The 24045-nt window shown below is 44.1% G+C and carries 19 protein-coding genes and 1 riboswitch; of the genes, 17 read left to right on the top strand and 2 right to left on the bottom strand.

Annotated features, from left to right (window positions below):
• The first annotated feature begins 15 nt into the window (after nt 1-15).
• The 8 genes from AC0VYE_RS19800 to AC0VYE_RS19765 all read left to right on the top strand — a co-directional run bounded on the left by AC0VYE_RS19800 (nt 16) and on the right by AC0VYE_RS19765 (nt 10950).
• The gene (locus tag AC0VYE_RS19800; RefSeq protein WP_475442672.1) at nt 16-2466 is read left to right on the top strand and encodes a glycoside hydrolase family 38 N-terminal domain-containing protein; all 2451 of its coding nucleotides are present in this window, start codon (nt 16-18) and stop codon (nt 2464-2466) included.
• The gene (locus tag AC0VYE_RS19795; RefSeq protein ID WP_475449653.1) at nt 2466-4775 is read left to right on the top strand and encodes a glycoside hydrolase family 3 N-terminal domain-containing protein; all 2310 of its coding nucleotides are present in this window, start codon (nt 2466-2468) and stop codon (nt 4773-4775) included. Before AC0VYE_RS19800 ends, AC0VYE_RS19795 begins: the two co-directional genes overlap by 1 nt.
• A gap of 26 nt (nt 4776-4801) precedes the next feature.
• Entirely contained in the window at nt 4802-6121 is a 1320-nt protein-coding gene (locus AC0VYE_RS19790; RefSeq protein WP_475442671.1) for a glycoside hydrolase family 125 protein, read from the top strand.
• Between the two features lie 76 nt (nt 6122-6197).
• Nucleotides 6198-7979 (top strand): class I mannose-6-phosphate isomerase, encoded by a 1782-nt coding sequence (locus tag AC0VYE_RS19785; RefSeq protein ID WP_475442670.1) that lies wholly within the window; start codon nt 6198-6200, stop codon nt 7977-7979.
• Entirely contained in the window at nt 7969-8904 is a 936-nt protein-coding gene (locus AC0VYE_RS19780; RefSeq protein ID WP_475442669.1) for an ROK family protein, read from the top strand. The genes AC0VYE_RS19785 and AC0VYE_RS19780 overlap by 11 nt, the downstream gene beginning before the upstream one ends.
• A gap of 386 nt (nt 8905-9290) precedes the next feature.
• The gene (locus AC0VYE_RS19775) at nt 9291-9797 is read left to right on the top strand and encodes a DNA topology modulation protein (RefSeq protein WP_475442668.1); all 507 of its coding nucleotides are present in this window, start codon (nt 9291-9293) and stop codon (nt 9795-9797) included.
• A 450-nt stretch (nt 9798-10247) separates the two neighbouring features.
• The gene (locus AC0VYE_RS19770; protein ID WP_475442667.1) at nt 10248-10448 is read left to right on the top strand and encodes a hypothetical protein; all 201 of its coding nucleotides are present in this window, start codon (nt 10248-10250) and stop codon (nt 10446-10448) included.
• A gap of 130 nt (nt 10449-10578) precedes the next feature.
• On the top strand, nt 10579-10950 hold the full coding sequence (locus tag AC0VYE_RS19765; RefSeq protein WP_475442666.1) for a hypothetical protein: 372 nt from the start codon (nt 10579-10581) through the stop codon (nt 10948-10950).
• 354 nt (nt 10951-11304) lie between these two features.
• Here AC0VYE_RS19765 and AC0VYE_RS19760 read toward each other — a convergent pair whose 3' ends face one another.
• Nucleotides 11305-12159: a manganese catalase family protein gene (locus AC0VYE_RS19760; RefSeq protein ID WP_372238943.1), complete on the bottom strand. Its 855-nt coding sequence runs from the start codon at nt 12157-12159 to the stop codon at nt 11305-11307.
• A gap of 467 nt (nt 12160-12626) precedes the next feature.
• On the opposite strand from AC0VYE_RS19760, the gene AC0VYE_RS19755 reads away from it, so the two are divergent.
• From AC0VYE_RS19755 to AC0VYE_RS19745, 3 genes are all read left to right on the top strand, one after another.
• Nucleotides 12627-13649 (top strand): AraC family transcriptional regulator, encoded by a 1023-nt coding sequence (locus AC0VYE_RS19755; protein ID WP_475442665.1) that lies wholly within the window; start codon nt 12627-12629, stop codon nt 13647-13649.
• 234 nt (nt 13650-13883) lie between these two features.
• Entirely contained in the window at nt 13884-14678 is a 795-nt protein-coding gene (locus tag AC0VYE_RS19750) for an SDR family NAD(P)-dependent oxidoreductase (RefSeq protein ID WP_076265562.1), read from the top strand.
• A 132-nt stretch (nt 14679-14810) separates the two neighbouring features.
• Nucleotides 14811-15503, top strand: coding sequence for a M24 family metallopeptidase (locus AC0VYE_RS19745; RefSeq protein WP_475442664.1), 693 nt, complete (start codon nt 14811-14813; stop codon nt 15501-15503).
• Between the two features lie 135 nt (nt 15504-15638).
• Here AC0VYE_RS19745 and AC0VYE_RS19740 read toward each other — a convergent pair whose 3' ends face one another.
• A complete protein-coding gene (locus tag AC0VYE_RS19740) occupies nt 15639-16688 on the bottom strand; it encodes a Rieske 2Fe-2S domain-containing protein (protein WP_475442663.1) in 1050 nt (349 codons plus the stop codon).
• A gap of 111 nt (nt 16689-16799) precedes the next feature.
• Nucleotides 16800-16902, bottom strand: a riboswitch (purine riboswitch).
• Nucleotides 16903-17260: 358 nt separating this feature from the next.
• Here AC0VYE_RS19740 and AC0VYE_RS19735 point away from each other — a divergent pair.
• From AC0VYE_RS19735 to AC0VYE_RS19710, 6 genes are all read left to right on the top strand, one after another.
• Nucleotides 17261-18016 (top strand): endonuclease/exonuclease/phosphatase family protein, encoded by a 756-nt coding sequence (locus tag AC0VYE_RS19735; protein ID WP_475442662.1) that lies wholly within the window; start codon nt 17261-17263, stop codon nt 18014-18016.
• Nucleotides 18017-18366: 350 nt separating this feature from the next.
• Nucleotides 18367-19095, top strand: coding sequence for an MgtC/SapB family protein (locus tag AC0VYE_RS19730; protein ID WP_076265566.1), 729 nt, complete (start codon nt 18367-18369; stop codon nt 19093-19095).
• A gap of 44 nt (nt 19096-19139) precedes the next feature.
• Nucleotides 19140-19850, top strand: a complete 711-nt coding sequence (locus tag AC0VYE_RS19725) for a glycerophosphodiester phosphodiesterase (RefSeq protein WP_475442661.1) — start codon at nt 19140-19142, stop codon at nt 19848-19850.
• A 377-nt stretch (nt 19851-20227) separates the two neighbouring features.
• Nucleotides 20228-21175, top strand: coding sequence for an ABC transporter permease (locus AC0VYE_RS19720; protein WP_076266080.1), 948 nt, complete (start codon nt 20228-20230; stop codon nt 21173-21175).
• Nucleotides 21176-21293: 118 nt separating this feature from the next.
• Nucleotides 21294-23024 carry an extracellular solute-binding protein gene (locus tag AC0VYE_RS19715; protein ID WP_076265568.1) on the top strand — a complete coding sequence of 577 codons (1731 nt, stop codon included), beginning with the start codon at nt 21294-21296 and terminating at the stop codon, nt 23022-23024.
• 103 nt (nt 23025-23127) lie between these two features.
• Nucleotides 23128-24036, top strand: a complete 909-nt coding sequence (locus AC0VYE_RS19710) for a carbohydrate ABC transporter permease (RefSeq protein WP_076265569.1) — start codon at nt 23128-23130, stop codon at nt 24034-24036.
• Nucleotides 24037-24045 lie beyond the last annotated feature (9 nt).

Here is a 24045-nt window from a genome sequence, read left to right as displayed (position 1 = left end):
AAGGAGCGATTGCTAATGGAGACTGGAACTAAACCTTGGACAATTTACGCGATTCATCACTCGCATACTGATGTGGGGTACACGGAGAGACAAGAGAAGATCAAACAATATCACGTCGATTTTATACGGCAGGCACTTCATATTTTTCGCGAAATTCAGGCTGGACGTCGCCCTGAATGGAATGGATTTAAATGGGTCTGCGAAACGTTTTGGCCAATTGAGGCGTTCCTCGAAAAGGCTGCAGAGCAGGAAAAGTTGGAGTTTGCTGAAGCGGTAAGACGCGGAGATATCGGACTTTCAGGCACTTATCTTAATATGAGCGAGCTTGTCGGCAAAGATCTGCTTGAAGCGATGATTAATCGTGTTCGTACTTACGGAGAATCGATTGGAATGCCGGTGAAGTCTGCCATGACAGCTGATATTACGGGCTTTAGCTGGGGGTATGGCGACGTGCTGCTCAATGCGGGTATTCAAAACTTGATTACCTGCATCCATACTCATCATTCGATGTATCCACTATGGAAGAAGCAGCAGCCTTTCTGGTGGGAGATGCCAAATGGCGAAAGGCTTCTGACATGGAACGGGGAGCATTACGTCTTCGGCAACGACTTGGGATTAATTCCAGGTATCGGTGGCTCTTATACAATTAAGGATGAATTCGATACGACCAAGGGCATTACGTTCGAGATTGCGGAAGCACGTATTCCGAGGTATTTGGAACGGTTGCGTGCGGACGGTTATCCGTTCCCATTCGCACCTGTTATGATGTCCGGGCTACCGACGGACAACAGTTCTCCGAATGCCCAGCTTATGGATTTCGTGAACCAGTGGAACAGCAAGCATAGCGAAAAAATCAAAATCGTACCGTGTACGTTGGATGAATTTTTTGACGCGGTACGTGGTCATGCAGAACAGCATCCCGACGATATTCCAGTATTCCGGGGCGATTGGCCAGATTGGTGGACGGATGGCGTTGGTTCAACGCCGAAGCATGTGCAAGTATTCCGAGAGGCGCAGCGCGTCCATCGGAAAGTGAAGCAGCTTGATCCAAACGGAGAGATTGTGACTGCTGAGGCGATGAGAGCGATGGAATACGAGCTGACGTTGTTCGCCGAGCATACTTGGGGCTACCATTCCTCTGTGACAGAGCCTTGGAATCCCTTCGTGCAGGAGCTGGGTGTCCGCAAGGAGGCGTTTGCCGCCAATGCGAGCACGCTCGCACATCGCGCATTGTATGATATTTTGGAACATAAAGGGGATGCGCTGCTCGCGCCAGACCGGCCGATGCGGTTCAAACTGCACAATCCTAATCCTTTTGCACAAGAAGACGTTGCCCATCTAATTATGGAAGGTTGGCACTACGACCTGATCAAGGACGGATTCGAAGCACGTGTCGAAGGAAGTGGAGAAGTATATCCTGCTCAGCTAAGAGTTGCGCCGAGGGGTGTTATCGTCAGCATACCAGTGACACTTCAAGCCGGAGAAGAGAAAATATTGATGATTCATCCTGTGCAGAATGGTCAAGCAAAGACAGCATACACGACGGATTACGTAGGGTCTGACAGGATGATGGATATCGACGTATCGCATGTAGAGAAAACATTCCACTTCACCTCGACTTATTTGGAAACGCCATTTGTCCGGATGGAATGGAAGAAGGGCGATGGGATTACATCTTGGATTGACAAGCGTACTGGGGCGGAAATGCTGCGCTCTGACCGCAATCACCATGCCTTCTCGCCGGTATATGACATAACCCGTGCTTCCAGCGTTAAGGATATGTATGAAGTTAGACGCAAGATGGGCCGCAACCGTAAAGGAGCCGATGCGATTGTCTCGACAGGGGTACTGACGAGTGCGGAAGTAATTGCGCAGGGTGATGTGTACGGTACAGTTCAGTTGACGTTCGAGGTGGCGGGATGCTCCCATTATTCATTGCTAGTTACGGCATATACAGACAGACCTCGCGTGGATGTGGCTGTACGTATGCATAAGGACAGCATATGGGATCCGGAGAATCTGTATATTTCCTTGCCTTTCGGAGGTCCCATTATGGACGGCGAGCAGGAGTTGTGGATGGATAAAATGGATTCGCTAGCTCGTCCGCGCAAGGATCAATTGCCGGGAAGTCTAGCCGATTATTATTGCATCGGGGAAGGCGTCGCTTACATGGGAAGTCAAGGTGGCGTGTCAATAGCGATGCCGGATACACCGCTTATTCAACTAGGTAAGCTTGAACATGGCTTCCGATTACTGAACGGGGACGAGAAGCTGGAGCAGGATCCAGGCCATCTCTATTCATGGGCAATGAACAATTATTGGGAAACTAACTTTACGGCAACGTTAGGCGGCTTCTATGAATTCCGATATTTTGTCGCATGGGGCGAAGCGCTCAATAAGCCTGAATCAGCGATGACCACTTGCCGCAGCATGAATGCGGGTATCTTGGCATGGAGATCGAAATGATGAAAGTGAAAAAGTATTTAGATGCTTCAATATCGACGGAAAAGCGGGTCCATGATCTGCTGGGCCGCATGACGCTAGAGGAAAAAATCGGCCAGCTTATCCAACCCTTTGGCTGGCAGGCATACGAACGAACGGAAGACGGAATAGAGCTGACGGAAACATTCCGTGCCTATATCGAAAGGGGGAGCGTCGGCTCACTCTACGGCGTTTTGCGAGCTGATCCTTGGACAGGAGTAACGCTGGAGTCGGGATTATCGCCCCGCGAAGGGGCGGAAGTTATTAATCTGATTCAAAAATACGCGATTGAGCATACAAGGCTTGGTATTCCAATCTTGTTCGGGGAGGAATGCTCCCATGGGCATATGGCCATCGGTGCAACGGTATTCCCAGTGCCGCTTGCGATGGGCAGCAGCTGGAATACGCCGCTGTATCTAGAAGTATGCCGCGCGATTGCAGCAGAGACGAGGGTACAAGGGGGAACGGTCACTTATTCCCCTGTCCTCGACGTCGTCCGCGATTCTAGATGGGGACGGACGGAAGAGACATTCGGCGAGGATCCGTATCTTATCGGAGAGATGGCGGTAGCGGCAGTCGAAGGCTTGCAAGGGGAGTCCATCGCTTCTGATGATACCGTTATCGCAACACTCAAGCATTTCGCCGGCTACGGCAGCTCCGAAGGAGGACGCAATGCGGCGCCCGCTCGAATCGGCGCGAGGGAGCTTCTCGAAAAGGATTTGTTGCCTTTCGAGCGAGCGGTGCAGGCCGGTGCGCTGTCGATCATGACGGCATACAACGAAATTGATGGCGTGCCATGCACGTCAAATCATGAGCTGCTTACCCGAACTTTGAGAGAAAAGTGGGGATTCGATGGATTCGTCATTACCGATTGCGGAGCGATCAATATGCTTTGCGGCGGCCACCAAGTAGTAGAAAGTGAAGAGGATGCAGCATGCGCGGCGCTGCTTGCGGGCGTCGATATGGAAATGTCCGGTGACAGCTTCGGCAAGCATTTGCTGCATGCCGTACACAATCAAAAGGTCTCTATAGACGATATTGATCTTGCAGTGCGCCGCATCCTTCACCAGAAATTTGAGCTAGGCTTGTTCGAGAGACCATACGCGAGCCCAGACAGGGCCTCGGAGGTTATCGGCCAAGAAAGCCACATCAAGTTGGCGGGAAGAATGGCGCAAGAAAGCATAATCCTGCTCAAGAACCACAATCAGGTGCTGCCGTTGTCAACAAACTTGAGCAAAATCGCGGTCATCGGACCTAACGCGAACAACATCTATAATCAATTGGGTGATTATACATCGCCGCAGGAGCGCTCCGGAATTGTGACGGTGCTGGATGGCATTCAGCGGAAATGCGTTGGCCAAAGCGAGGTCATGTATGCGCCGGGCTGCCGCATTAAAGATCCGTCGAAGGAAGGATTCGAGCACGCATTCCAAATCGCGCAGGCTGCAGAAGCGATCATAGCCGTAGTTGGCGGTTCCAGCGCAAGGGACTTCGGCGAAGGAACGATAGATTTGAAGACGGGTGCTGCGATTATTACCGATCAGTCAAGCTTAAGCGATATGGATTGCGGGGAAGGATTTGACAGAGCGGAACTGAGTTTGTCAGGCGTTCAATTGGAATTGCTGAAAGAGCTTCACAAGACAGGCAAACCGCTTATCGTCGTCTATATCAACGGACGGCCGATCGTAGAACCGTGGATCGACGAACACGCCGATGCGATTCTAGAGGCTTGGTATCCCGGACAGGAAGGCGGGAATGCAATCGCGGACGTTCTATTCGGCGATTACAACCCGTCCGGCAGGCTCACAATATCGATTCCAAAGCACTCGGGACAGCTTCCGATTTATTACAATACGAAGCGGACCAAAGGCAAGCGGTATGTGGAGACAGACCTAGAACCTAGATATCCATTCGGTTATGGCCTTAGCTACACATCTTTCCAGTATGACGGCATCAAGCTAAGCAAAACTAATATAAAGCCGGATGAGAGCTGCGCCGTAAGCGTTGACGTCACGAATATCGGCGGAATGGCGGGACAGGAGGTCGTTCAGCTTTATGTAACGGATGTTGTCAGTTCCGTAACGAGGCCAGCTTTGGAATTGAAGGGCTTCCTGAAAATTCAATTGGAGCCTGGCGAATCGACGACCGTCCAGTTTACGATCGCAAAGGAACAATTGCAATACGTAGGAAGGGACTATCGCCGCATCGTCGAACCGGGTCAGTTCCGTATCCAAATAGGCGGCCACGCGGAGTCGCTCCTTGGGGTCGACTTGCATGTACTTCCACCCGAATAAGTATGGAGAGAGGATGAAACAACACTATGAAAAACCATCGTTTGCCACAAATTGATATCCCCGAGCTGAAGCTGCCGCCTTCCATCGTAAAGGCGATGGAGGAAGCGGAGAAGCTGCTCGCTCATCGGCCGAAGCTTAACCGATTATTTCAGAACTGCTTCCCAAATACGCTGGAGACGACAACAAAGCTGCTGGAGGACGGGACTACCTTTGTCCTAACAGGAGACATCCCCGCTATGTGGTTGCGGGATTCCGTGGAGCAAGTGATGCATTATGTCCCGTTTGCCAAGGAAGACCCCGAGCTACAGCGTATTCTGGAGGGAGTCATTAATCGTCATATGTTCTATATTAGCATTGATCCTTATGCTAACGCGTTTAACGAAACCGCCAATGACTGGCATTGGAACTCCGGAGACGAAACGGAAAGTTCGCCTTGGGTATGGGAACGCAAATTCGAACTCGATTCCATGTGCTTCTCTTTCCGTCTAGCCTATCATTATTGGAAGGAAACGGGCCGGACGGGCATATTCAATGAGCAATTCAAAGCTTCTTTGCTGGCGATGCTGGACGTTTGGCAGATCGAGCAGCAGCATGGTGAGCTCTCGACGTACAGGTTCCAGCGTCATAATGGAATCATGATCGATACGCTGCGGAGGCAAGGGCGCGGTATGCTGGTCAACGAGACTGGCATGATCTGGTCAGGATTCCGTCCAAGCGACGATGCTTGCGATTTCCATTTCAACATTCCGTCTAATATGTTCGCCGCTGTAACCCTTCGCGACATGGGCGAAATCGTCCGTTACGTATACCGAGATGAGAAGCTTGCAGCTCGCATGGCTGTAATGGAAGAAGAAATCCGGCATGCTATTGAATTGTACGGTATCGTGGAACATCCGAAGTACGGACGCATGTACGCATTCGAGACAGACGGCTTCGGCAATCACGTCCTGATGGATGACGCGGGTACGCCAAGTCTGATATCTGCGCCTTATATCGGCTTCGCGGATGCAAACGATCCTATCTATTTGAACACGCGAGCTTTCATTTTGAGCGAAGATAATCCTTACTATTACAAAGGCGAGAGCCTTAGCGGTATTGGCAGCCCTCATACACCGACGGACTTCGTGTGGCATCTCGCTTATTCAATGCAAGGTTTGACCGCCGTGGATCCGGATGAAATCAGGGAAATGATCGATATCATGGAGGCAACGGATGCTGACACCGGCTTTATGCATGAAGGCTTCCATAAGGATGATCCTACCAACTTCACGAGGGATTGGTTTGCTTGGTCAAACAGTCAGTTTGCCCATTTGGTATGGAAGGCTTTGCAACAAGGCATTATTTAGAACAGTAGTTAGTTCATTAAAACTACAGCCCTTTTTATCAAACATATGGCGGCGATTATTGAAGGAGGTATGATCCATGTTTAATAAATATCCTATAAATCCAGTCAGGCAGCCATTCTCGGAGCAGCCAATCTCAAAAGGGTACGAAGCCTTGACGGAGCTATTAAAAGCGAGCTTGGACGAGAAGACGGACACCCCAGCGCTTATTATCGTGGACGGAGCGCACGGCGCTGACTTCCAGTCATTCATACAGCATGCTGCTTCTGCAATCGAAAAGCAAGGATGGAGCTTGAACGTTCAAAGCACGGCAGGTTACTTGAAATCCGGCGAAACGCTGCGTGAGAAATTCGACCGCAACATCACAGAAAATAGAGCGTTCGGTTACGTGACTGAAGATGAAATCGAGACTTATTTCGTATTGGACGCAAGAGAAACGCTCGCGAAGCGATTGAAAGCACAAAATGGGAGAACGGCGTTTATCGTGTTCGGCCCAGGCGCTTATTGGCTTGCGGGAGAGCGGAGCGGCACTGTCTTATTTCTGGATGTTTCTAGGGAATATCAGCAAATCCAGCATAAAAAGCAACTGCTCAATTTCGGTATGTCATGGAACCGCGATTCCGTCGAAAAGTATAAAATTAGTTATTTCGTGGAATGGCCGATACTGGAAACGTACCGTAAACGTATTTTCCAGAACATCGATCTCTACTTGGACATGAACAAGCCGGAAGAGCCTGTATTCTTGACCATCTCTGACCTTGAAGCAATGATCCGAAGCGTGGCCCAAAGTCCGCTTCGCGTCAAGCCGTTTTTCGCCCCTGGTATTTGGGGTGGACAATATTTGAAAGACATGGCCGACCTTCCTAAGGAGTGGGTGAACTGTGCATGGAGCTTCGAGCCGATCGCACCAGAGAATTCTATTCTGATTGGATATGGAGGCGACGTGATCGAAGTACCATTCCTGATCGTCATGGCCCTTGAATATAAAGCTATCATGGGCGAACGACCGGTGTCGTTGTTCGGCGATTATTTTCCTGTAAGGTTCGATTATCTTGATACGATGAACGGGGACAAACTATCTTGCCAAGTGCATCCGAAGCAGGACTACGTGCGTGAACATTTCAACGAGTTTATGACACAGCAGGAATCTTATTACATCATGGAACAGAAAAAGGATGCCAAGGTTTACCTCGGCCTTACGGAGGGAACGGAGAGAGAGAATTTCCAAAACGCCGTTTTGCAGGCACAGGAAACAGGCGTACCGATGGAATTCACTGAATATGTCAACGAATTTGATTCAAACAAAGGGGATTTGTTCCTCATTCCGCCGGGAACCGTTCATGCTTCAGGCATCGATAATCTTGTGCTTGAAGTCTCATCTACGACTTGGTGGTTTACGTTCAAGCTCTACGATTATTTGCGTAAGGACCTAGATGGCAAACCGCGTCCGATCAACGCGGATCACGGCTTCCGTAATATCGATTACGACAAAACGACATCATGGGTTAAGCAAAACCTCATCCCTGAGCCGCAGCTGCTGCAGAGCCAAGGCGGCAACGAAGAGTATTTGCTCGGTCAACGAGACGATCTACTGTTTTACGTAAGACGGATCCATCTGCAGACGGAATGGCTAGACCAGACGGACGGCGAGTTTGTTATGTACAATCTTGTGGAGGGAGATAGCGTACGCATCGTATCCATTGCGGATGAATCAATATTCGTCGAGTTGAACTACGCAGAATCTTATATTTTACCTTCCGTATTCGGTGCTTACAAAATCGTAAACTTGACGGAAACGCCGTGCAAACTGATTAAAGCGGGAGTATCTCCGGAATGGAACGTGAGCCTGATTGAACGCTGATCTCATATTTGCTTTGGATGTGGGTGGAACCTATGTCAAGGGATGCGTAGTAGAACGCGGGGAAGTAAAGGAAGGCACGATCTCTCATTATGCTGCAAATGCCAAGGGATCGGAAGAAGTCATCATTGGCGGATTGGCAGCTATCCTATTAGACTTGCTTGAGAAATACAAGCGGTTTCCGCATTCATTCTCACCCGAAGCCATCGGCATCGGCATGTCCTTTCCTGGACCATTTGATTATGAAAACGGCGTGAGCTGGATTCGTGAACTGGATAAATTCGAATCGCTTTACGGTGTAAACGTGAAAGAAAAGCTCATGCAAGCATTGCGTGCAAACAGCTTCGGGAAGAATACAGATTTCTTGGACATCCGGTTCCAGAATGATGGCAGATTGTTTGGTTTGGGAACCGGCAAGCTCTATCCAAATGAGCGAATACTGGCTATTACGCTTGGGACCGGCATTGGTTCAGCTTTTATTGATTGCAGAACTCTTGTCACCGAAGGTGATCACGTACCGCAAGATGGCTATTTATATAACCTACCTCATCAAGGCGTGGCTGCGGATGAATGCTTTTCACGGAGAGGAATTCTTAAGCTATTCCGGGATGCCGGCTGTCTGCATGATGGCATGGATGTGAAGGATCTTGCGGAGCTTGTCCGGAAGGGCGAGAATCGCATGAGCGAGCTGTTCCGGGCATTCGGGTATGAATTGGGGCAATTTCTACTGCCATTCCTAATAGATTTTAAGGCTGACCGTCTCATGATCGGAGGCCAGATCGCCAAAAGCTTCGATTTGTTCGGAGAAGGCCTCATTCGCAAGCTTTCACCACTCGGTATTAAAGTCGAAGCCCTCGACAATGCGCTGCACCATACCTTTATCGGCGCTTCCTGTATGTTCGACGCAGAACCACATGGGACTTCATAATAGGACTCCTTACTAGTGGAGCCGTATAAGAAGACCGTGATTGGAGAAGGGAGCGGGAGCAATCGCTTATCGCTAAACCTTATTATAAATAATAAAACAATCTCGGTGGCTTTTATGTTAACAACGACGATAGAATGAAATAGAGAGATACAAATGTATGTTATATTAAAAAGCGAAAGGTCTAGGATAGGACACTCCACTCTAATCCAAACCTTATAGTGCTCATCATAAGTATGGACCATCCTTCGGGATGGTTTTTTTTGAGAATGAATGGGATTTGTCAACACAAGGCTACATTATAATAGAAAAAAGTCAGGTTGGCGTGATGACTAAAACTATCTTTTAAGGAACAATCAGTTTATAAGAATCATTGATGGGGGGCCAATATGAAAAAAATTGCACTTATTGGTTCTGGAGGTTCAGGCAAATCAACGTTGGCTAGCAAGCTGGGCAAAATATTATCGATTAAAGTTCATCATTTGGATTCAATTTTTTGGAAACCGGGTTGGATTAGCACGTCTAAAAACGAGCAAAAAGTTGTTCAAGAGGAGCTCATAAGTCATGATAGTTGGATTATTGATGGTAATTATGGAGGCACTTTAGATATTAGGTTACAAGCGGCTGATACAATCATATTTGTTGACCTATCAAGATGGATCTGCATTGTTCGCGTGTTGAAGAGAAGGTTCCAGTACCGCAACAAGAAGAGAATGGATATGGCAGAAGGTTGCGAAGAAAGGGTCAGTTTGGAATTTTTGAAATGGGTCTGGGAATACCCAGACAAACAAAAGCCGAAGATAACAGAAAAACTGCAAAGGTTATCGAATGAAAAGAAAATAATCATTTTAAAGTCACGGAAAGACGTACGAGAATTTGTAGCAAAACTTGAATAAAACATTGATGAGCAGGCGCTGCGGCGGCCTGCTCATTTTATTAAGCTAATAGACAGTCATGCGTAATAAGAATTGTATAATTGGTCTAGTAGATTCCAATATGTGGTATTATAATTTGGGAAGTGCTTATACATACAATTATTGAATGGTGAATCCGTATTATGTAACAATCGAGAGTTTATGCCAAAGAGTCGGATAACTTTTTACTAGTTTCAAAGTTAGGGGGAAAAACTAATGGCTTTTTTATTTGCTATATTGGCTTTTTTATTTATGTTGTTTTTCTTAAGTACATTCCGTGCTCTTGTTAATAAAGAAAACAGTACTCAATTGACTATTATTACATCATTACTTTTTGGGGGGCTATCTGGGTATGTCTACTAATTTGGTCTTAATAGAGTTTTTGAACTAACGGGATTGAAGTTGATTCTACGTTTAAAGGAGAAATGAAACGTGACCAAACTAAATATGGATTTTCTATTGAGAGCTATTGAGCAGAAAGACAAGGAATTAAAGCAAGCAGAAAAGGAGGCGTTTTCCTTAGAAATCACTGATCCAAAATTCGAAGAGCTGTACAATAAACTTGAAAAAATAAGGCAGGAAGTAATGGATTTAAATTTACAGGTAAGCAATTTAAGTAGTTTAAGAATATAAAGATCAACGATTGCACAGATAACAAAAGGAGGAAAGTAAAGTCTTGATTATTACAAGAAAAGCCGGAATTTCCTGCAATATATGTAAGTGAGGTGCGAAAGCGTTTCAGACTTTTAGGAGGTAGGTTTCTATGATTACGGGCTTAAAACGTGATGTAATCGCTATTATTCTAACCGTGTTCATTATTGGTGGAATCGCCTTTAAAACCTATATGCCCGACGCATTCGCAAGCAAACCCGCACCGACTTTATCACTTGAAGAGGCAAGCGAGCGCCTAGAGCGAATTATTTCGAATGACGGAACGTTTATAACCCGCTTCGATAGCCACGCCCTTGGACCTGTCGTATATGAGGCGTTAGCACACACGGTAAATGATTACGGGGCTTCGAATGATATGTTATTTGTAGCAGAATTAGTGGAGAAATATAATGACGATGGGATCGTGGAGAATTTACGCGAAGCGTTAGTGATTGTAAACGATATAAAAGAGAGAAATTTATAAATAAGACCCAGCTACCTTATGCTGGGTTTTCGTTTTATTAGGGTATTGGTCACGAATTCTCACGCGAGTATTAGAACCTAGAGGCGGCAGTAAAACTATTTATTCCCTTTCTACAGAAGTATATAGGAGTTTATTTAAAGAGAAAGACTATAACATGATTGACCACATGGAGAGCAACAACTCCATGTGGTTTTTTTGATAAAAGCGATTTCAAACTTTGCTCATCATGTTTTATTTGCATTAAACGCATTTATTAACACTTAGGATACTTTTCTGATAAGCCTCAAGAGTCGAGAAGTGCTAATTGTAAGAAATGGATTAACCTTTCCCCAAAACCGTTGTAACTTAAACTTATTATCTAAGTAAATCTGCAACTCCTGGGCTATGCTCATTTGGCATATCAGGAAGCTCTGGAACTGGAAACCCCTGAGGAGGAGGAGTTACAGATAGTGTTCCACTATTCCTGCTTGGGCTTTCACCTTGAAAAATATTAGAAATTAATGTTTCATCTAAGCGGAAATTAAATTGCATGTTGTGATAGCCCATATCTACGAACTTTCTGCACTCAGGATATTTGTTGATATCATAGTTCGGTACTGGAAACACTTTCCCCCAATCAACGCCAAGTGTTTCAAGTGCTTTGGCAAAAGCGTTCTGATGCGCATTATCACGGACAATGAGAAATCCTAACGTTTCTCTGAATGTTTGATTTGAGCTCATCTCATAAATCCGTGTTTTCTGCAGAACACCAGTAGACTCAAGTACGACATTGTTTAACATGTCTGCAACAAGATTGCCATGACTATAAACCCACGATGCATTCCATGGATTTCCGCCCGCATCTATAGGTAAAGAACTTTTAGCTCCCATAATATAGTGGTGGGGGTTTCCGTGTTTAACCGCCTCGTCAATCGGAGCTTTATCAATTCCAGCATCTCCGGGATTATTTAGTCCAGATTCATTAAGTAGTTGATTGATCGTACTCTGAACGAGCTCGACATGAGCAATTTCTTCTAAAAAAACCCCTCTCAATAGATCGCGAAATTGTTTGTCTTTGCCTCTGAAATTAGAGCTTTGGAAAAAATATTGCATCATGGTTCGCATTTCACCGAATTGGCCGCCTAACGCTTCCTGAAGAACTTTTGCAGCTGCTGGATCTGGTTTATCTGGTTTAATTACATTGATTAGTTCTTCTTTGTAATAGTACAAAACAATCACTCCTTTATCGTTTCTAAACAACCTGAACACGTTGATTATGATCTCACAGTTAATGTTTCATTATGCAAATTCTGAAAAGGATTGTGGAAATTATATCAATTTCAAAGAAGTGAATGGTTTATACAATTGTCCTCGTCCGATTATGTTAAATTAAGATAACATTGCTTGTTTGTTGGATTGAAATTTAAAAAAATAAGTGATTCATAATTATGAAAATGCCTCAGTTTCGGATAAATGGATCAACCGACTCATTGTTGATGGTTGCTGGTTATTATGGCTATTTTCTTGTTAAACTAATGGGCAGTTTAGTGCAGCTTATTACGTTTATTTTGACACTTTACCGAACTTAAGACTATTCTTATGAGTACTTAATATTCGCTGTATTTGGCAAAAGGCAGGCATCAAATCACAACTAATATTAATGAATATATAAAAATAGATAGAGGAGGTCCTTATGTTTGAAGTCTCATACCGCTGACCGTATTAAAATCCCGTCAGGATTTTGGATAGGACTACGTCAATTAGGAATTGCCCCTCATGACGTAGCTCGTAAAGCACGATTGCCGCTCACTATTGTTACTGAACCAGTAGTCACCACCGCTCAATATTTCGCGATCTGGCAGGCTTATTCCGATCTCATTGGCGACACTGCGGATGGAATTATCAAGCTTGCGACCATCTATGAAACAGCGCAATATCCACCGACCGTCTTAGCTACTTACTACGCTCGCGACTATCGTGACGCTTTAAACCGAATGGCTCGGTACAAACAAATGTGCCCACCCGAAAGCCTGCGTATTACTGAGGAGGGAGAGCATTGTACAATCGAACTGGAATGGCTGCATACGGAACAAGCAGGCCCGCCGCTGCTGGTGGGGATCACTTTGGCATTCCTTCTGGAGTTAGGGCGCCGGGGAACAGGTCAACCGCTTAAAGCGCGGGTTGTCGAATTTTCACAATCAATGGGCGATGTACAAGCTCTTGAAGCTTATTTTGGCTGCCCCATCCGAATGGATGCAAAATGTAACCGTTTGACGCTGCATCGAAGCGATTTGGATCGTCCTTTTGTCACGTACAACGAAGAGTTGCTGGAGATTCTGACTCCTGTTTTAGACCGATCCCTCTATGAACAGCATAGCAGCCGCTCTATTACTGAAATGGCCAAATGGATTCTAAAACGCAGCCTTACTGGAGGGCGTCCCGATATTCGAATTGTCGCGAAGGAACTCGGTATGAGCAATCGTACCATGCAGCGCCGGCTTACCGACGAAAACACGAGTTTTAAGCATGTTTTAACACAAGCTAGACATGAGCAGGCACTAGAGTACTTGGCAGATCCCTCGCTTGATATTAAGGAAGTCGCTTTTTTGATTGGATATGAAGACCAAAATTCATTCTACCGTGCCTTCCGACTTTGGGAAGGTGAGACTCCTACAAATTGGCGTACGGAACATTTAGGTACAAACCCGTTAGCAGAATGACGGCTAGAATTGTCGATTATATAGAATTCCCAACCATATAAATTTATTGAGAGCTATTCTTTATTGCGTTTTTTTATTTGGCGTGTTAAACGAGTACATTGGCGCGATATGCTAGTTACTATCCCATTCAGACAAGGTAATATTATCACTATCCTCATTACAAGACTGTTTTAATCATGACTATTAATCAGCTTGTCGTGAATGAATAAGTAAATGAAAAGGGAGAAATTTAATATGGATATGGGATTGAAAAATAAAACAGCTTTAGTTACAGGATCAACGAAGGGTATAGGTAAAGCAATTGCTATTGAACTTGCTAAAGAAGGTGTCCATGTACTCATTAATGGCCGAAATTACGAAGATGTGGAACAAACTGTAAATGAAATCAAATCAGATTTCCCGGCTACTTCACCTCAAAATGCTACAGCCGATATTGTGGATATTGTGCAAAGAGAAGCTTTATTCGAAAAATACCCCAATATTGATATATTAGTAAATAGTATGGGCATCTATGAAATGATGAAATATGAAGACGTTGACGATGAGATTTGGGAAAAATACTTCCGTACGAACGTTCTTGCAGCAAATGGATTATCTAAATTTTATTTACCTAAAATGTTGAAAAATGATTACGGCCGCATTATCTTTATTGCGAGTGAGGAAGCAATTATGCCTTCAGGACAAATGCCTCAGTATTGCATGACAAAATCAATGCTATTATCATTGTCCAAAAGTTTATCCAAATTAACAGTTGGAACAGAAGTTACAGTCAATACGATCCTGCCAGGACCAACACTCTCTGAAAATGTGCATCAAATCATTGAGGGCATATACTCAAATGAAGATATGACTTTTTCAGAAAAAGAGAAAGATTTTATGACTACAAACCTGCCTCAATCTGAAATACAGCGATTTATCAAACCTATTGAAATAGGTAGACTAGTTGCATTTGTATGCAGTCCTTATGCATCCGCATTTAAAGGTTCTCCAATCCGTATGGATGGGGGAATGGTACCGACTATTTTTTAATCTGTTTACGAATTGAATGATTGATTCTAATTTCATTTGGAATTGATGCAATAAAACGTTAGAATTATTTTGAGAAGATATGGTAAGTACTCTTTCTTCAGAAGGTTTATAAAATAGAGAGGAGAATGAGAGATGGATCAATCTATAAGTAAACGGCATGCCTCGCTACGAGAGGCTGAAAGCAAGGCGGAACAACTATTCAAGGCGATCGAAGATCAAGGAGTTATTCGTCCTGATGTGACTGAAAAGCAAATAAATCGTGAAATCTATCAATTGGCATTCGAGATGTTTGGTATCAAGAAATACTGGCATAAACGAATCGTGCGAGCTGGCAAAAACACGTTGTTTCCATATAGAGAAAACCCGCCTGATCTGATTGTTTCCAAAGATGATATTATATTTCTGGATTTCGGCCCAATTTTTGAAGATTGGGAAGCTGATTTCGGAAGAACCTTCGTCCTAGGAGATGATCCAGCAAAAATAAAACTGAAAAATGATATTGTTGAGGCCTGGGATGAAGGGAAGGCCTATTTTCAGTCTCAATCTGCGATTACAGGCAGTGAACTTTATACCTATGTGAGTCATTTAGCTTTAAAATACGGATGGGAGTTTGGAGGGCCGCATGCGGGTCACCTTATTGGTGAATTCCCTCATGAAGTAATACAGGGAGAATCCGTTGAAAACTATATTCATCCTGATAATCATATTCCTATGAGAAATCCGGATTCGAATGGTAAGCCTCGCGATTGGATTTTGGAAATTCATTTTGTGGACAGGAAGCTGGAAATTGGCGGTTTTATTGAGCAATTATTAACCGTTGATTAACTGTAGGTATGGAAAATATAGTTGAAACTACAGAGTAACTACAAAGGCTGCCGAGCATATCGGCAGCCTTTTGTTGGTAACTTGGTGATCTTTCTTTTCAAGGATTTGTTTAGAAATCAGCTGTAAACATATTTTTTAAGATGTGTAGGTTCTTCCAAGGCCAAGTTGTGTAAGCAACTGCCTATAGGCAATTGAAGTGCGATCAGCTGGAATATGGGCTTCGGCCATCAAATCGAGTGGTAGATCTTCTGGTGTTTGGGATTCAACCATTTCTCGATCTTCCTGAAAAACTTGCAAATTAAATTTAATCGTATCTTCAATCGGAAGATCTTTATCAAAATTCCGTGAGATTGGACAAAATAAACGAGTGTAACGTGCTGAGACTGGAGATGCGCAGTTCAAAATCATGAGCTTGCCGTCATTTGGGAAATGTACAGTTAGTGAGGCCGCGAAAGGTGCAAATACACGAAACGCGCGAAGCCACATGAATCCTTCAGGAGCGGGATTATCTTGGCCTTTACCGTAATTGCTGACGGTGCTCCAATAGTCTGCCTGAAGCTGATTCCCGTCGCGCGTTACTTTGTATTGTGGGACTTCTGTGTTATTGCGGTCTCCGAACGTCTCCGTATGCACGTATGCAAAATGTGAAACATCTAAAAATCCTTCCATTTGGCGTCCTGCCGAACCGGCAATATCAAAGCTTGGAGGTAATATATTAATAAAATCCGGATCGTCCCACCCAGAGAACGGCGGAATTTGTTCGTCTACAGCGGCTAAAGATGTCCAGATCAGCCCATATCTCTCAATAACCGGATACATGATTAATTTGAGTTTGGGCGATATTTTGGAGTCAGAATGGGCTGGAACGGCAGTGCATATCCCTTCGCAGTTATATCGAAAACCATGGTAAGGACATACGATTTCATCGTTTTCAATCCAACCCTTGCTCAGAGGTGCTCCACGGTGAAAGCAGAGATCACGAGCCATTACGACTTTGCCCTGGCTGCTGCGGTAACAAACGAGCTTTACATCAAGCAGCTTCACAGCAACTGGTTTATTTGTTACTTCTTCAGCAATGGCCACAGGATACCAGAACTGAGAAAGAACATTCCAATCATTTAGAGTAAATGTACAATCACGAGGGTATTGCAATGCGGATTCAACATGCGAGTTTGACTTATTCATACACAATCGCTCCTTTAGAATGAATGATTAGGCTAAACGCAATAAAACCCCAGGCTGAAGAGGCGCGTAGTGAAATAGATCTAATTTTTCTGAAATAAAAAAATTAGAGTATCTTCACTAACGGCCTCTTGTAGCCTGGGGCAATTTACGGTTGCCTGGTCGAGACGCTCACACCAATTTATGAGCTTATACAAGAGAAGTTCATGTTAGATTACTTAACATTAACTATGTGTTTATTCTATTCCGGAAGAAGCTTTTTGTCAATTCTGTTATTTAAGGAGTTATTCTAAGCAGAGCCATTCCAATTTATGTACAGCCTAAAAGGTCGCCAACAAAATCGTTTGAATAGCTGTCTTGCATTCCTAACCCTTTAATACCAATGGATTTATTATAATAAATGGCTCTATATTAGCAAAAAGATAAACCTGTAAAGCGGCGTCATGAAAGCTTTATTGCGCATTTCTTTTGGGAAATGACGTTTTATTATAGATAGAATGTCACATTAACCAAGGGTTGATTATCCCGTCAACTCGCCATATGCTTATCTTACACTCATGTTAGGAGGGATCATTATGGAATTATCAATTATGTCATTTAATCTTCGTATCCATGTCGCTGAGGATGGGGAAAATGCTTGGCCTAACCGTGTAGAAGCGGCTGCAGAAGCGATTAAAGCGTCTGGATCTGCCGTTGTATGCACGCAAGAAGGAAGCTTCCCCATGCTGGAGAGCTTGAATGCGCTGCTTCCCGAATATGAATGGATCGGGGAGGGCAGACTCGGCGGCGAAGAGGGTGAGTTTTGCGCGATTTTCTTCCAGAAAGATAGGCTTAAGCCAGTCGAAAGCGGTACATTCGGATTGTCTGAACGTCCGGAGCAGCTTGGCTTTCAAAGCTGGAATACTGCTTGTCCGCGCATTTGCACTTGGGTGAGGCTGGGGCAAACCGACGGGCAGGAATATTTGATTCTGAATACACATCTGGATCACATAAGCGAGGAAGCAAGAATAAATGGAGCTATGCTCATCTTGGATAAGATGAATATTACCAGTGGAGCATCGGCGATTCTAACAGGTGATTTCAATTGTGAACCGGAAACCAAAACGATTCAAACTCTGATCCAAGCAGGGCTGCATCATACATACACCAATTCTGATATACATCCTGGCTGCACTTATCATGGTTTTGAGGGCGGCGAAGAAGGTGAACCGATCGATTATATATTCGTTACGCCGAATATTCGGATCGTGTCAGCGAATGTCGACAAGGGCAAGTACGATGGCAAATACCCATCAGATCATTATCCAATTACTGCTACTCTGCAGGTATAGCACACGAACAATAAAAGAGTGGATGGACGGGAAACAGCCCAAATCCATTCTTTTTTTATATCGCTCGCTAGGAAACCAGCAGTTGAAATAGAAGACTGGCATAGTTTTACGGGTGGTGTTACATTTGCTGACAGATAGAGATGTAAAAAAATGCAAGTAGTAGATTGATGATTCGTCATTGAATTATTTTAGGGCACTTATCAAACGCTTCGGTAAGCCTGAGAAAAATCTGTTGAGAAAAAGATGGAAATCTTGTAGTGTAAATAATACCATTTAACCAGCTACCAAATAATGAGTGGTTATTCAAAACTAATATCGATACCAGCGCATAGGAGGTGAAGTGGAACACGATGGATCTCCAATATGATCCGACTGTATGGCAAATTAGTTTATTTGAGATGACGCTACGACTATTATTGGCTTTAGTACTTGGCGGTTTGATTGGTCTAGAACGTGAGCTTGGCGGACATTCCGCGGGTTTCCGGACGCACATTTTGGTTTGTCTTGGTTCGGCAGTCATTGTATTGTTATCCATGTATGGATTTTCTGATTTCGCCGCAGAACCGAATGTTCGTTTAGATCCAGCTCGGTTGGCAGCTCAAGTAATCAGTGGCGTCGGTTTTCTCGGCGCGGGTACCATTATGCGAAATGGGTTTGGTGTTTCCGGATTGACTACGGCAGCCTCATTGTGGGTATCGGCAGCAATTGGACTTTCTGCAGGTGCAGGATTTTACTACGGCGCTGTCATAGCGACCTTCTTGGTGGTGGTGAGTTTGTTTTTATTGAACAAGGTTGAGAAACTTTTCTCCCGAACGAAAAAAGTACGCGAGTTGTTAATAAAAATGGATAAAACATCAGCTGGTCTAAATCTTGTTTTGATGCACTTGAATCAAAGTGGACTGCAAATCAGCAAGCTCACGATAAACAACGACGAAGAGGAGGAGCGGCTAAGTGATCGACATTTAACGATTCGCATTCAGTTGAAATTAAAGAAAATAAAAAACTATGAGGTATCTATCGCAGCGTTAGCTCATATGGATGGGGTAGTAAGCTTAGAAACGGAAGGCGTCTCGGCCTAATTTGAAAGCGGAATCATTTTAATTTTAGAAAGAGGAGACATGGCATGCATAACACGATGGTAGCAGCCCATACGGGATGTGGTGTTTATCCAGATAACACAATGGCATCATTTGAAGAAGGCATTAAATTCGGTGCAGATATCGTAGAAGTCGATGTGCGCATAACCCAAGATGGTATTGCTATCCTTTTGCATGATGATTCACCTTATCTTCACTCACACACCTTCGAACAGTTGAATAATCCGGATATACGGCCGCTGCTCGATCCGATTTATAAAGATCATGAAATTGCGACGTTGGAACAAGTGCTTCAACTTTCGGCTTCGCTAGGAATCAAAATGAATTTGGATATAAAAACGGTAGATGCTATTGAACCGACGGTTAGGCTAATTCACCAGTTTGAAGCGCAAAATCGGGTTTTCATTACGGGATGTTCCGATAACATTACGATAAGATACCCGGATATTCAAGTCATGCTGAATACACCGGACGATTTGTCTTTGGAACAAATGGAGCGATATGGCGACTTCGCGGAGGCTGTTTGCAGGGAAGCTAAGCAAGCTGGATACGCAGGGCTCAATATGAATGGCTTTACTTGTCTTCCACCTATCGTAATTCGAGCGCACGCTTTAGGTTTAAAGGTATGGGTTTATACAGTGAACTTTCGCTCAGCAATGGAATGGTTTCTGAGGATGAAAGTTGACGCCATTACTACCCGTGCACCCATAGATCTAATCGCACTAAAAAAAGAATGAAATTAACTGTAGCCAAGTGAAAAAAAGTTTGGTATAATCCGTTCATGGTAAGCGCTTACTTAAAGAGGCGCACTTTATTTTAATCTTCATGGTATCGCTTCCAGAAAAAGCAGTTTCAGATTAAGACGCTCATAGTCAACATGGAAGAAGGTGAATTTTGTTGCAGCTCTTGATACCAATGAGTGAATGAATCTTAACAAAATATTTACCTATAGATAACAAATAATGGTTTAATAAACAAGTTTTTGTTAATACAATCGGTTTAGGATGCAAAATTATTATTCGGATAAGAGGGTGATTGGTTAAAATTTATGTATTTGAAATTTTATATGGTATCGCTTCCAGACAGTAATCAGAAAGAAGGTGACTTTCAACTTATGAAGCAAATGACCGTACCAATGAAGCGGAAAAACAGTGGCATCGCTTTATGGAGAAAAATGTTGGCTCACAAATATTTATATTTCATGTTGTTGCCATGTGTTGTATTCTTCATCATTTTCAACTATATTCCGATGGCCGGCTTGTTGTTAGCCTTCAAGGAATACAAGTTCAATGAGGGCATCTTAGGAAGCCCATGGGTTGGCCTTGATTATTTCAAGCAATTTTTTAATTCCTATCAAAGCGGAGAGTTGATTAAAAACACACTCATCATAAGTTGTATGAAATTGTTTCTATACTTGCCGTTTCCGATTATTCTTGCACTTATGTTTAATGAAGTTCGCTCAAAATGGTTCAAAAATGTTTCTCAGAGCTTACTGTATTTGCCGCACTTCCTCTCGTGGGTTGTCGTCATCGGCTTAGTTCAACGTATACTCGCTCCCGATACTGGCTTGTTGAATCAGGTAATCACGAATATGGGCGGCGACGGAAGTACATTTTTTATGATGGATTCGGATTACTTCTACCAGATTATGTTCGGAAGCCATGTATGGAAGTCTATTGGTTGGGATTCGATCATCTATGTCGCAGCGATCTCAGGAATTAATCCCGAAATGTACGAAGCGGCTAAAATTGATGGGGCAAGCAAATTCCGAGAGGTTTGGAATATTACGCTGCCGTCCATCACACCGACAATTGTAATCCTCTTTATATTGTCTCTGGGCAGTATATTATCCGCTGGGTTCGACCAGATTTATTTGCTCAAAACACCGGGTAATGCACCGCTCTCTGATATTTTGGACACTTACATTATCCGAGTGGGCTTGCAAGGCGGTCAGTACGGATACGCGACAGCCGTTGGCATGCTGCAAGGATTAATTGGATTGATCTTGGTTGTATTCGCGAACCGAGTTTCGCGAAAGGTTTCTGAAACATCCTTATGGTAGCTCATTCTGATAACGTTACCATAGTTGCTATGCGAAAAGGTTTGCATGACCATCCACTTGGTGGGAGACGTCTTCTGGCGTGTTTCATAAAATCATTTTAGAAAAGGGGAACAATCGCATGAGTAAGAAATGGGCAAAGTATTTCGCAATACCTTTGGTGACAGCGCTTCTGATCGCCGGCTGCTCGAATGGCAACAAGAACAATAATGAAACACCTGCTCCTGGCGGCACAGATGGGGTTTCACCTACAACGGAAGGGAAACCGGCTACATGGATTGCTGACCGTAAAATCAAAGGTCTTGTATTCATGGGGACCGACGATTACACAGAAGATATGAACCCGGAAATTAAAGCGAAGATAAAGGAGCAAACGGGGATCGACTTTGAAATTGAAATCATGAAAGCCGAAAAATCCATCGATGGCTTGATTGCAGGCATCGCTGCAAACGACTTGCCGGATTTCGTTGCTTTCTACCTCAATAACAGTGGTAGACCGGAAATGCCCGTTGTCTTGAAAGCGGCACGCGAAGGTATGTTCACTGATTTGACTCCGCTAATGAAAGATACGAAAGTGTACAGCAAATATTTGCAAGATGACTATTTGCCGCTTGATACGAAATACGGCGTAATGTTCCGTCCTGAGTTTAACGGCTCTTCTTACTTCGTTCATATGAATATCAATCGACAAGGCGGTTATCTATCTAACAAATACGTAGGCGGCGCTTATATCCGTAAAGATATTGCTGACTCACTAGGAATCGACCCGCGCACAATCAAGACGTCGGATGAAGTGTATGAGCTGGCTAAGAAAATTAAAGCGGGTAACTTCAAAGACAACAATGGCAGTCCAGTAATTCCAATCGGTCCATCTTTTTGGGGTGGTAAAGATGTTTCAGCTGCTTTCAAGGATCTGCAGTGGGGCGAAGACGACCAACGCATCAAAAAATCGAAAGACGGTCAAATCCTTCATGAAGCAGAAACCGAATATCCGATGAAAAAAGTAGAGTATTTCCAAAAGCTGCTTAAAGAAAAACTTATTCATCCCGAGTACTTTACAATTGACGAAAGCCGCGCAACAGAGGGCGCTTTGAATGGCTCATGGGCGATTATCGGTGATGCCCACAACTATCAAGAGTTCAACCAAGATATGCATTACCTCCCGCTTGGACCAATTAACAACGTAGACGGCCCTTACCAAATGCAGGTTAGCTTTAAGTCCGGCTACAGCGCTTGGGCGATCCCGACTACTACGAAAAACCCGCAAGAGATTGTTAAATTTGCGGACTACTTAGCTAGTAAGGAAGGAAAACTTATTTGGAAATACGGTTTGGAGGGCCGCGATTATACGCTCGGCGCAGACGGTTTTCCACTTGTGAAACAAGAAGTGTTGGATCTGAAAGCAACAGATCCGAACGAAGCGAAAAAGCTCGGATTCCAAGGCGTCGGCAACTCATGGGGCGATATTCTAGGCGGCACGGACACCGATAACTTGGCTGATTTCGGGGAAATGCAGTATGGCGACAAATTGAAAAAAGAAGACAATAACGGTGCTCTAAAACTAATCGAATATTGGAACTTTGAGGAAAAGTACAAAAATGCGAAGATCGTTGACAGCTACGTACCTACTGCGTTCCTCGGTGAATTCGACAGATCTTCAGAACTTAAAGCGGCTTTGGATGCTTACAATGAAACTTTGATCCGCGCTTATTACGGCAAGAGTCTTGATGAAGCTAAGAAAATGTTGGAAAGCAACTTGAAACAATTGAAATCAGCAGGATTGGACGATTATTTGAAGCTTCTCGCAGAAAAAGATGCCGATCCAAAAACGGACGTAAACCTGAACGATTAGAGAATAGGTTCAACATTTAGAAGCAGAAAATTAGTGGAAGAGGTAAGGCGATTTTATCCGCAGCTGGGTAAAAACGCCTTTCCTTCAACGGAGGAGGGAGAAAGTGGGAAACGAATTTTATAAGCTCAGCACGGGTGAAAGAATTTTCAGAGTCATTAACTACTTGCTTCTAATCGCGCTGTGTTTATCGATCATTCTACCTTTTTTTAATATTTTTGCACTTGCTTTTAATCCCGGTAAAGACGCGGAAAGAGGCGGCATTTACTTCTGGCCGAGGATTTGGTCCTTGGAAAACTTCCAAAAAGCGTTTGAAACGTCCAATATTACAACTGCTTTTGGGATTTCAGTCTTCCGAACGGTCGTAGGAACGATCTCAAGTGTTTTTCTGACTGCAGCAGCAGCTTATGCATTAAAGAGCAAAACCTTGCCTGGCGGGAAATACATCATGATGATCATTTTCTTCACCATGTTGTTTGGAGGGGGAATCATTCCCTATTACATGCTGCTTAAGTCCATTCATTTGACGAATAATATTTGGGTTTACGTCATTCCAAGCTTATATAGCGTATGGAACATCATCATAATGCGAACATTTTTTCAACAAATTCATCCGAGTTTGGAAGAATCGGCGCGAATTGATGGGTATAACGACTTTTCGATCTTCTTGCGCGTTATTATGCCGCTCAGTCGGCCGGTTATAGCGGTTATTGGCTTGTTTAACGCCGTTGGCCATTGGAACGATTGGTTCACTGGTGCATTTTATATTCGAAAATCGTCTTTGCGCCCGCTGTCCACGCTTCTACAAGAAATGTTGATGAGTGCGGAAGCGATGCGGGATACGCTCAATCAGGCTGCCGGACTTAGATACGATTTGATCGAAAAAATGCAGGTTACAGGAAACTCGCTTAAAATGGCAACGATCATTATCGTCGTCACGCCGATTATTCTTATCTATCCATTTGTGCAGCGCTATTTTACCAAGGGCATTATGATCGGATCGATTAAAGAGTAAATCAGCCTA

This window comes from Pristimantibacillus sp. Z349TD_6 (assembly GCF_056173205.1).
This window is presented reverse-complemented; position numbering and strand designations above follow the sequence as displayed.

Coding starts and splice junctions, on each gene's coding strand:
- AC0VYE_RS19795 (WP_475449653.1), top strand. CDS start 2,466: ATGAAAGTGAAAAAGTATTTAGATGCTTCAATATCGACGGAAAAGCGG.
- AC0VYE_RS19750 (WP_076265562.1), top strand. CDS start 13,884: ATGGATATGGGATTGAAAAATAAAACAGCTTTAGTTACAGGATCAACG.
- AC0VYE_RS19740 (WP_475442663.1), bottom strand. CDS start 16,688: ATGAATAAGTCAAACTCGCATGTTGAATCCGCATTGCAATACCCTCGT.
- AC0VYE_RS19735 (WP_475442662.1), top strand. CDS start 17,261: ATGGAATTATCAATTATGTCATTTAATCTTCGTATCCATGTCGCTGAG.
- AC0VYE_RS19800 (WP_475442672.1), top strand. CDS start 16: ATGGAGACTGGAACTAAACCTTGGACAATTTACGCGATTCATCACTCG.
- AC0VYE_RS19765 (WP_475442666.1), top strand. CDS start 10,579: ATGATTACGGGCTTAAAACGTGATGTAATCGCTATTATTCTAACCGTG.
- AC0VYE_RS19730 (WP_076265566.1), top strand. CDS start 18,367: ATGGATCTCCAATATGATCCGACTGTATGGCAAATTAGTTTATTTGAG.
- AC0VYE_RS19720 (WP_076266080.1), top strand. CDS start 20,228: ATGAAGCAAATGACCGTACCAATGAAGCGGAAAAACAGTGGCATCGCT.
- AC0VYE_RS19745 (WP_475442664.1), top strand. CDS start 14,811: ATGGATCAATCTATAAGTAAACGGCATGCCTCGCTACGAGAGGCTGAA.
- AC0VYE_RS19790 (WP_475442671.1), top strand. CDS start 4,802: ATGAAAAACCATCGTTTGCCACAAATTGATATCCCCGAGCTGAAGCTG.
- AC0VYE_RS19775 (WP_475442668.1), top strand. CDS start 9,291: ATGAAAAAAATTGCACTTATTGGTTCTGGAGGTTCAGGCAAATCAACG.
- AC0VYE_RS19725 (WP_475442661.1), top strand. CDS start 19,140: ATGCATAACACGATGGTAGCAGCCCATACGGGATGTGGTGTTTATCCA.
- AC0VYE_RS19715 (WP_076265568.1), top strand. CDS start 21,294: ATGAGTAAGAAATGGGCAAAGTATTTCGCAATACCTTTGGTGACAGCG.
- AC0VYE_RS19785 (WP_475442670.1), top strand. CDS start 6,198: ATGTTTAATAAATATCCTATAAATCCAGTCAGGCAGCCATTCTCGGAG.